8 protein-coding genes, 1 pseudogene and 1 riboswitch are annotated in these 10,818 nt (G+C 36.4%); all 9 genes and pseudogenes read left to right on the forward strand.

Features of this window, described 5'->3' with window-relative positions; all coding sequences use genetic code 11:
- The first annotated feature begins 315 nt into the window (after positions 1–315).
- Entirely contained in the window at positions 316–468 is a 153-nt protein-coding gene (locus tag RMR19_RS12000; RefSeq protein ID WP_310603725.1) for a hypothetical protein, read from the forward strand.
- A gap of 12 nt (positions 469–480) precedes the next feature.
- Positions 481–1,508 (forward strand): annotated as a pseudogene (locus RMR19_RS22050) (transglutaminase domain-containing protein).
- A 238-nt stretch (positions 1,509–1,746) separates the two neighbouring features.
- On the forward strand, positions 1,747–1,905 hold the full coding sequence (locus tag RMR19_RS21920; protein WP_331654724.1) for a hypothetical protein: 159 nt from the start codon (positions 1,747–1,749) through the stop codon (positions 1,903–1,905).
- Positions 1,906–2,050: 145 nt separating this feature from the next.
- Positions 2,051–3,382, forward strand: coding sequence for a sensor histidine kinase (locus RMR19_RS12015; RefSeq protein WP_310603726.1), 1,332 nt, complete (start codon positions 2,051–2,053; stop codon positions 3,380–3,382).
- 281 nt (positions 3,383–3,663) lie between these two features.
- Complete coding sequence (locus RMR19_RS12020) at positions 3,664–3,846, forward strand: hypothetical protein (RefSeq protein ID WP_310603727.1); 183 nt, start codon at positions 3,664–3,666, stop codon at positions 3,844–3,846.
- An 81-nt stretch (positions 3,847–3,927) separates the two neighbouring features.
- Entirely contained in the window at positions 3,928–4,617 is a 690-nt protein-coding gene (locus RMR19_RS12025) for a phosphoribosylaminoimidazolesuccinocarboxamide synthase (RefSeq protein ID WP_310603728.1), read from the forward strand.
- Between the two features lie 144 nt (positions 4,618–4,761).
- A riboswitch (NiCo riboswitch) is annotated at positions 4,762–4,867 on the forward strand.
- A 108-nt stretch (positions 4,868–4,975) separates the two neighbouring features.
- Positions 4,976–7,498 carry a cation-translocating P-type ATPase gene (locus tag RMR19_RS12030; protein ID WP_310603729.1) on the forward strand — a complete coding sequence of 841 codons (2,523 nt, stop codon included), beginning with the start codon at positions 4,976–4,978 and terminating at the stop codon, positions 7,496–7,498.
- A 146-nt stretch (positions 7,499–7,644) separates the two neighbouring features.
- The gene (locus RMR19_RS12035) at positions 7,645–9,372 is read left to right on the forward strand and encodes a collagen-binding domain-containing protein (protein ID WP_310603730.1); all 1,728 of its coding nucleotides are present in this window, start codon (positions 7,645–7,647) and stop codon (positions 9,370–9,372) included.
- 159 nt (positions 9,373–9,531) lie between these two features.
- Positions 9,532–10,644: an NERD domain-containing protein gene (locus tag RMR19_RS12040; protein ID WP_310603731.1), complete on the forward strand. Its 1,113-nt coding sequence runs from the start codon at positions 9,532–9,534 to the stop codon at positions 10,642–10,644.
- Positions 10,645–10,818 lie beyond the last annotated feature (174 nt).

The raw sequence follows: 10,818 nt of genomic DNA on the forward strand, positions 1-10,818 counted from the left end.
TGAGAGGTTTTATCGGTTTAACCAAAGTGATAGAAAAACCTATAAAAAAGCGATTTCAGATGGAGTAAACGTGTCAGTGGTTCTTGATATGATGTCCGGGAGCACATCAAAGTAGGAGCATATTTCCGAAAGAAAGAGGACGAGAATTAAGTTGATGGTAGATTTAAAAATTGATGAAAAAAGTGGTTGCGTGTGATATGATAGTAATACAAATTAGAAATTGCAAAGAGTGAATAGAAAATGGAAATGCAGAAGTTTATTGATTTTTTTAAGATAAAAATGCACATTATGCAATTTTAGACCCTTTCGCAAGTGATGAGAGATACAGACAAATTAATGGAGGATATACCAAAGAAGGTAGAGGTGTATTCAAATGAGAATTTGGAAGAAGAGTTTGGTGGGAGAATAGCTGATTATGACAAATCTCTGTTAGAGCTGAACTCAACTGATGGCATAATTACTTTATGAAAAGAGGACTAAATGGAACCCTACTACTACAGCAACATGAACAAACCCCACCAAACCGCATACCACGCCATGAAGTCTGGTCTTATCGACCTATCTCCCTCTTTCACCATCCCCAAACTAGAAGGCCGTGAACTACAAGAAATCTTCTTCAAACTGCGATTAGACTGCCCAGAGATTTTCTATGCCGTCGGTTTCCGCTATCGTTATTATAAAGATGACAGCAATATAGAAATGCTTCCAGAATATCTATTCAACAAGAAGAAAGTAAAGGAACATCAGGCCGCAATGGAGGCTCGAATTGCTAGGCTAACTCGTCCGGTAAAAGCCAAGACAGAGTGGGAGAAGGAAATTTACATTCATGATTTTATCTCTACCCATGTACGCTATGATAAACTGAAAAAGCCCTATTCGCATGAAATCATTGGTCCCTTGGGACAAGGAGTTGGTGTTTGTGAGGGGATTGCCAAAACAGTGAAGATATTGTGTGATGATCTGGGTATTTGGTGTATCATCGCAGTTTCAGATTCAAATGCTGAAAAAAGATTAAATACCGCCATGCATGGAATGTAATAAGGATAGCAGGAAACTATTATCATCTCGATGCAACATTTGACAATACACTTAGTAGTGCGAATATCATACGATACGATTATTTTAACCAGAATGATAAAAACTTCTTCAGAGATCATGAACCTGTGATTTATGAAGTACCTTTATGCAGTGATGGAGACCATTTCTATTACAGAGAAAAAAAGCTTTCATTTACCAAAATAGAAGATGTGGCAAAGAGAGCAGAGCAGGTAGCAAGAAAAGGAACAGCATTCATTTTTCATTGGCGAGGTGGTTATTTGACCAAGGAAATGTTGTCTGAGTTATTAATCTTACTGGAACAGGTCGCCATGAAAAAGGGCAGGCATATTCATGTAAGTTTGAATAGAACTCAAGAGGTACTACAAGTGAAGTTTACAGAAAAAGTACCTGTTGGGGAACTGGCTATTGAGAAAGTTGATGAAGAAGGAATTCATACCATTATAGATTAATCTCAAGCGAAGCCATTGATAAGATTCAAGAGTACAATGAACTGAAAATCAAAATGAATGCATTTACACTGGACTGCAAAGAACCGCATGAATTAGCAGAACTCTATGCGGCACTGCTCAAATGGGAAATACTATTCTATGATGATGAATACGCAATCGTGGGTGTTCAAGGGACAAATCAGGGAGCATATCCCAGCATAACGTTTCAGCGAAATTTGGAGTATTAGCCACCTATGTGGTGGAAGAACCTAAAGAGCAACAGCAAATGGCACATATTGACTTTGCAGAGAAACAATTTTCTGACACTTGGACAGTTATGTTTAATCCTGTCGGACAACCTTTTTGCTTATGTCAAATGAAACATGTTTTTGAGAGTTCTCATTTTGCGTTGTTATAATGCAGTTATCCGTAATGCAACAGAATGAAAAAGTTGACCGATATGCAGTTGAATGATAAAATTATAAAGAAGTCAATGATGAAAAAAGTTTATATCTGTGTTATGGGTATTTCCTATAAATATATTCAAAGGGAGATTGACAACAATGCAATATACTATTGAAATGTTACATTATGCCGCATTCGGAATGCTTGTATTACTTCTGATTGCAACTCTCCTTACCGGCAATTTGAAGAAAAAGGTATATTTTTGGTTTTTCATTACTATCATCCTTAGTTTTACCGGAATAATATTTGAGGTATTCATTGAGATGATGGCGGGGTATACCGGCATTGTCATTGATATTCTGATAAGGTTGATGAGTTTTTTTTCGTATAGTATTGTAGCACTGCAGATTGGTGCATTCAGTTTGTATTTGTATGAATATCTAAGTATTAAAACAATTGTATCAAAGAAACAATTTTATTTTTTCCTATTCTCATGTGCTGGGATTATAGTATTGTCAGGTGTTGCGTCCATCAATGAATGGTATATGCAATTTGATGCAAATAATAATTACCTCAAGGGTGAGTATTATTGGATAACATATATTCTTCCAACGATTTGTATGCTTATTTATATGGGGATTATTATAAATTATAGAAAAGCACTGAAAGTGAAAGAGATATTTTCACTGTTAACATATGGAATAATACCAATCGTATGTTATATGATTGAGATATTGCATCCTGACATATATATTGCATATGTTGGATGTGTTTTTGCGCTCTTTTTAATATATCTCAGTATACAAATAGAATTGATGCACCAACTTGAAATACAGGAAGCGGAACTGATAGAAACGCGGATTGCTGTAATGCTTAGTCAGATTCAACCCCATTTTTTATATAATTCATTGAATGCGATAGGAAGATTGTGTGTAGATAATCCAAAAGCAAAGAAAGCGATTATAACATTTGCGGAGTATCTGCGGGTAAATATGGATTCACTGAATCAGAAGAATCCAATTCCATTTGAAAAAGAATTGGAACATACCAAACAATATCTGTGGCTGGAAGAATTAAGATTTGAAGAACGACTGAAGGTAGAGTTTGATATACAGGTGCAAGAGTTTATGTTACCGGTTTTGACACTTCAGCCAATTGTAGAAAATGCAGTACGTCATGGTATTACCAAGAAAAAATCAGGTGGTACCGTTATAATTAGAACAGAAGAAACAAAAGAAAGTATACTTATCACAGTTGCAGATGATGGCATTGGTTTTGACCAAGAGGAAAAGAAAACAGATGGGCGTAGCCATATGGGGATTTCAAATGTAAATGAAAGACTTGCAGTGACATGTAATGGACGGTTGGTAATTCAAAGCACGCCAGGAAATGGAACCATTGCAATGATAGAAATTCCAAAAGGGAGACCTGAAAGATATTCTGACTTGTCTTTTTGTAGTGCAATAGAGAACTTGGACGATGTGTTTTAATCAGTACTTTTGTAGATAGTAGAAACTGGTACTTGGTATGTAAGGTATAAGGCCACAGAGGAAAAGAAAGCAGGAGCAACTGTGACTGTAATAGTAACATCATCACATGTTCATTCTTATATAAACAAGTGGTCAAGTGATGTAATAGTCATTGGCATGAATGCAGCTGTGGAAATAAGAACGGAAAGGTAACACATATAGCAGGAGATTGGATTGTTGATACAAAAGCGACAACTACGAAAATAGGAAGTAAGCATAAGGAATGTACAATCTGTAGAAAAGTGTTAGAAACTGAAATTATCACCAAATTAGAAAATGAGAAGACAAATGTAAATGGAAAAAGTGATGTTTCAAAGACTGGTGATAGTAATTCCGTTACATTATGGTTTCTGGTATTTGGTATTAGTGGAATGTCAATAACTTACCTTGGAGTTAGAAGAAAGAAGAAACAGGCAAAATTTTAAGTGATAATGCAAAATATGGTGACAACAAATTATCATTGTGTTAAAATATAAACCAATACAATAATGGAGAGGAAAAGAAAAATGAAAACAATTTATAATGGTAAGACAAAATCCGTTTTAGTGAACGAAGAGGACAATTCGGTATTTTTATTTTTTAAGGATGATGCAACTGGTGAAAATGGTGTATTTGATCCCGGTGCAAATACCGTTGGCGGAAGCGTAGAGGGAAAAGGAAAAATTGGTCTTGCAATTTCAAGCTATTTCTTTGAATTGATGGAAAAGAATGGTATCCCAACTCAGTATCTTGGTTCTAATTTAGATGAGAATCTGATGGCTGTTCGTAATCTTACAGTACCACCATTGGAATTTATTCTGCGTTACTATACAGCAGGCAGCATGTGCCGCAGATTTACCTTGGAAGAAGGAATTTCTTTTGAACCACCATATTTAGAAGTTACACTTAAGGATGATATTCAGGGTGACCCATTGATTAGTGAGAGACTTTGTCTGATGAAGGGAATTCTGAAAGAAGGCCAGTATGATGAAGCATTAGATGTATTGGTAAGAGTTGGAGAAATCTTAAAGAAAGAACTTGCAACTATGAATCTTAACCTGATTGATTTTAAAATTGAGTTAGGTTATGATGAAACTGGTAAGATTTATGTAGCAGATGAAATTACTCCGGATATCTGGCGAGTAAAGGACGAGAGCGGAAATATTCCAAATCAGATTGACTGTGGAAAAATGTTATTAGAAAAGATAAATAAATAGTGTAATTATTATTGCATGGAATGCTTAAATCAGTTATAATATCTTTTGTAAATAAGTCACTTGATTGCAATATCATCATATAATGATACTGCAAAACAATCTCTTTGCACTGCATTACATTTCGATATAAGAAATGCGCGATCAACAGTACAAACTGAGCAGGCGATGAACCTGAATGTTATCAGGTCATGGGGCCGGGCCACTAAGCGTGGCAACAGATTGTAGAATATCACACATCTGTGGGACAGTAGTATGTTCCATTGGTGTGTTTTTTTTACCCATAGGAACAAATAAAGTTGTATGGAGTGGCATAGAGCTATCAAACAATTGCCAAAAAGGCGAATAGGAGGTAACTTTTATGACAAACTACAAAATGAATCTAAAGGGACTGAGTTCAAAAGAGGCAAAGGAACTGCAAGAAAAGTATGGAAAGAATGAAATTGTACAGCAAAAAAAAGAAAATTTCGTTGGAAAGGTGTTCCATATAATTTGTGAACCAATGTTTCTGCTTTTGATTGTGGCAGCAATCATTTATTTTCTTCTTGGAGAACCGAGAGATGGTGCGATAATGCTTATTTTTGTACTCGGTATTATCAGTATTGATGTAATTCAGGAATGGAAAACAGACAAAACATTAAATGCTCTGCGAGATTTATCAGCACCTCATGTTACAGTTATCCGAGATGGAAAAGAAAGTATAATTGCCAGTGTGGATTTGGTGCCAGGTGATTTTATGATGATTCAGGAAGGCGTGAAAATTCCGGCAGATGGAAGCATTATCAGATGTAACGATTTATGCGTGGATGAATCATCATTAACCGGTGAGGCAGAAGGTGTATGGAAAGTAGTAACAGATGATGGGAAATCACAAGATGATTATTGGAGAAGAGACTATTGTTATGCAGGAACATTGGTAACACAGGGAACTGCAACTATATTAGTTGACAAGATTGGAATTACAACGGAATATGGAAAAATAGGGGCTGATGTTGCAGCTGCTCCTGTGGAAGATACACCACTTCAAAAACAGACAGGGTATCTTGTGAAAGTTTGTGCAATAATAGCTGCTTTATTATTTGTGTTTGTTGGTGTGGTTACATACTTCAATATTCCCGACCATTCTTTTGGACCGAGAATTATCGAAAGTATTTTGTCCGGAATTACACTTGCAATGGCTATGATACCGGAAGAATTTCCAGTTATATTAACAGTTTTTTTATCAATGGGGGCATGGAGACTTGCGAAAAAACAATCGCTTGTCCGAAAACTTCCCTCTGTTGAAACGCTTGGAGCAGTATCGGTTCTTTGTGTGGATAAGACCGGTACGATTACGATGAATCAGATGTCTGTACAGGAGACATGGGCTTTAAATGGTAATAACCATGAATTGATTGAAACGATGGGACTTGGCTGCGAAACAGAGGCTTATGATCCTATGGAAAAAGCAATGCTGCGTCATTGTAATGAAAATGGAATTACAGAAAATCATTTATTTGAAGGCAAGTTGATTACGGAATATGCATTTACAAATGAATTAAAGATGATGGGGCATGTCTGGCTTCGTAACAATGAAATTATAATTGCAGCAAAAGGTTCACCAGAACGAATTTTAACAATCTGTAATTTAGATGATAACGCAAGAAAAAATGCAGAGAAAAAGATTGATGAGATGTCAGGAGAAGGGCTTCGAGTAATAGCAGTAGCTACAATGAAACTATATAGGGAAGAGGAAATTCCAGAGCAAATAACAGACTGTTCACTCACACTGCTAGGACTGATTGGTCTTGCCGATCCTCCACGGGATCGTGTGAAAAAGGCTATTGAAAGATGTAATAAAGCAGGCATTCGTGTTGTAATGATTACCGGAGATAATGGTATCACGGCAGCGTCAATTGCAAAGAAAATAGGAATGCCAAATAGTGACCATATTCTAACTGGTGATATGTTGAATACTATGAGTGATGAAGAACTCCGTGAAAAGGTAAAAGATGTAAGTATCTTTTCAAGAGTGATTCCAGAGCATAAAATGCGTATTGTCAAAGCATTTAAAGAAAATGGTGAGATTGTAGCGATGACAGGGGATGGAGTAAATGATGCTCCTGCTTTAAAATATGCAGATATAGGAATTGCCATGGGAAAACGAGGCAGCGAGGTTGCGAGAGAGGCGGCTGATTTGATTCTGATGGATGATAATTTTACCACCATAGTTGAGACAGTAAAAGATGGAAGAAGAATTTATGATAATATAAGAAAATCGGTTGGATATATTTTTACAATTCATATTCCGATTGCATTTGCATCACTGTTAGCACCTATATTAAGAATTTCGCCATCGGCAATTCTGCTTCTTCCGCTGCATGTCGTACTTCTTGAGCTGATTATCGATCCGACCTGTTCGATTGTGTTGGAACGGCAGCCTGCGGAAGAAGATATTATGGATAGAAGACCACGTAACCCAAAAGAGAAATTATTGAGCCGTAGTTTGTTTATAAAAAGCATTATTCAGGGATTGATGATTTTCGCAGCATCCTTTTTCACCTATTATATTCTGTTGGACAATAATGCAGAGAATGCACCAACTGCCAGAGCCATGGGGCTTGTTATAATTATGATTTCTAATCTGTTTTTGGTACAGGTGAATAGTTCCAATCATGATTTTGTATTTCAAAGCATTGGAAGACTTATGAAAGATAAGGTTATGTGGGCAGTCAATATTTTCACGATTATCGGAATACTTGTAATACTTTATACACCGATTTCTCGTTTTCTTAAATTTGAGCCATTGTCTGCGATTCAGTTTCTTGGTGCTATTGCAATAGCAGGATGTGCGGTGTTTTGGTATGAAGTTGTAAAATTAATAAGGAAACTAGTAGCAAAGTAAACGAATAGATTTTTAATAATAAAGCGAGTGTCCTTTTATTAATTTTAATCTAATTGCATAAAAATTTGCACAGAACCATTCCCATTAGAATAAACTGAACTGAGAATAAAAATGCGTTGCTATTCAAGCAGCTTGTGGGAGTTAATATGGACAATAATGGTTACAGTGATAAAGCAATGGCAAGTGCGGGATTACCTTATGAAGATATAAAATGGTATGATGTTGCAGGTCAGCCGTTTGGTGCAGCTTCAAAATTTAATGTTATTGTATTTAATAATGCAAATAACATTATAGATGTTGAGGGACCTGTAGCAATAGGTGGAAGCTTTTACAGCCCAAGGGGTTTGAGTGTTGGCTTTGCTGGCAAAGATAAAAAGGCGGTCAGCTACTCACCGGATTTAGTACGCTTTTTGATTGGTGGTAGTGTATCTATGGCTGGTCCTTTGGTTGTTATCGGCCATGTGGTTGCCGGTGGAGGGTTCAATGCAGCCAAGGGAAGTACTTATTTAATTGGAAAAAGTGGTATGATGGATCAGATACAAGATTTGGAGTTTTTGTATCAAGCCAATGGAGGCAGTCGATATTGGGAACCATCCGATACAGGTGACCATTATTTGGTTTCCAGTTATGATGTACCAAGATTCATACCAGCAAGCAGGATACGTGCTAATATAACTGGATTTTTTAATGATGCAAGAGAAAGCATTGAGAATTACAAAAAATGTATTGAAGATTTAGTACCAAATGGAATAGTAGTGGAGAATAATCACGAATGGATTTTACGAGGAAATAACCCGCTTCAGAATGTATTTCTTATTGATTTAAAGCCAAATGGTTTAATCAACAAAGGAATACGTGCAGAAGTTCCACAGGGAAGTACCGTTATTGTAAGGCTGAGAACGGGAGCAAACGCTCATTTACAATACGGTGTTTATGGGGAAAGAGAAAAAGCAAATCGGACATTGTATGTGTTTGAGGATGCATCTAATATTTATATGGAAAAATCTTCGGATATCTGGGGAAGTATACTGGCACCACAGGCCATGTTCCATGCACATCCTACAGGCGGTCATGTAAGCGGTAATGCGGCATTAGGTGCATTTGCAGTAAATGCTGACAGTGGATTTGAGTTTCATAATTTCCCATTTGTTGGAGGAGTGAGATGTCAAACAACGCCAGTACCAGTTGTTCCAGCACCAGTTGTTCCAGCACCGGTTGTTCCAGCACCAGCTATTCCGACACCGGTAATTCCAGCACCAGTTTCTCCTGCTCAGGAAGAACGAGAGATGTGTCCTGAATGTCCAACGTGTCCGGCACAACGACCATGTCCAGTACCAGAACCATGTCCGAAGCCGGAACCATGTCCAACGTGTCCGGCAGCACCACCATGTCCGAAGTCGGAACCGTGTCCGACGTGTCCGGCAGCACCACCATGTCCAAAGCCGGAACCGTGTCCGACGTGTCCGGTGCCACCACCATGTCCAAAGCCGGAACCATGCCCAGCATGCCCGGAATGTCCAAAACCAAAGCCATGTCCGGAATGTCCGCCATGCCCAGTGTGTCCAGAACAAAAACCATGTCCAGTTTGTGAGGAATGCAAAATTAAATCAGGTGTTATTATGGGATGTATCAAGGGCTGCTGTTGTAATAATTTCCATGATTGGGATGTGAAATTGTATGAGAGATGCAACAATATGGATGTTCTTTTGCGATGTGTGAAGATTAGAGGTTGTGGATTTTTTGAATTTAAGGTTCCTTATGAAGGAGTTTATATTTTGAAAGTCCGGTTGGCGAATAATCGTTGCAGGACGTTTCGGTGTAGACCAATGGTTACTTTGAATAATGTTGGGGTAGAACGTTTTATGATGGAGTGATTTTTGGCATAGTTGTTGGGGAGTGAGATTTGTTTGAACTGCTGCAGGGAGAGTGAAACTTTTGCTGCGGCAGTTTTTTTATTATATCAATAATTAATCTTATGGAAAATCATAACATTTAATGCTATAATTTACTCAATATACATAGGAGGTAATAATATGGGATTATTAAATTTATTTAACAAACTAAAAGAACCTATTTTTCTAAAAGAAGATAGTGATATTGTGCAGCAATTAGGCAGACTTAGAGAGATAGAACCCCTGCTTAATTCAGAAGGACAAGACATAATAAGAAAAGACATTAAGAATTTGGAATATGGCTTGAAGGGGGAAGAAAATATTGCATATGAACTAAAAAATAGTCATATGCCGATGTACATACTTCATGACATCTATCTTGATGATGAAAATTTAAATGCACAGATAGACTATATTGTAATAACAAGAAAGCTTATATTTGTAATTGAATGCAAGAATCTATATGGCGACATTGAAATAACTAATAACAATGACTTCATTAGAACACTGGATTATGGAAAGAATAAGAAGAAAGAGGGAGTATACTCACCGATTACTCAAAATCAACGCCATTTGGAATTAATGAAAAAGCTTTATATTGATAATAAGGCTAATATCTTTAACAAGACGATGCTAAGCAAACAGTTTGATAGTAAATACAAATCTGTTATTGTTCTTGCGAATCCTAAAACAATACTTAACTCAAGATATGCTCCAAAAGAAACAAAAGATAAGGTGATAAGGGCAGACCAATTAATACAGTATATTAAAGATATGTGCGACAAAGTAAATATATCACCATCTACGGATGAAGAACTCTGCTCACAAGCGAAATTTTATCTTGAATTAAATAAATCTATTTCCAAAGATTATACGAAAAAATATAACCAATATATATTAGAACAAATAAAGAATGATATCGTTCCAGATGAATCTGATATTCAAAATGAATCAATAAATGACTTACCTTTGGATGAAACAGAACAGTCAAAACTTATATTATCAGCTGATGAATCAAGTAATGACGAATTAATAGAGAATTCAGAAGTATATAATGAATTGAAGAAATACCGATTTGAGAAGAGTAGAGAAGAAAAAATAAAACCCTATTTTATCTATAATAACGAACAATTAAAGAATTTAATTTTACAAAAACCTAGAACGAGACAAGAGTTGAAAAAAATACAAGGTTTTGGAGATGTGAAGATAAATAAATATGGAGATGATATATTGAAAATAATAGACAAATACTAATTCCATCAGTTTATAGAGATATTAAAAGGGTTCATTATGAGGGGAAATCTATCTTCTCATAAGCCCAAACTGAGATTTGCCACCCCCACCCTTTTTTGCTATAATATCCCCAAAACATCTACCTACAAAGGAGAAAAAGAATATGAAATACAACGCCTTTATCAGCTATAGGCA

The organism is Anaerosporobacter sp. (assembly GCF_031551385.1).
GTDB lineage: Bacteria > Bacillota > Clostridia > Lachnospirales > Lachnospiraceae > Anaerosporobacter.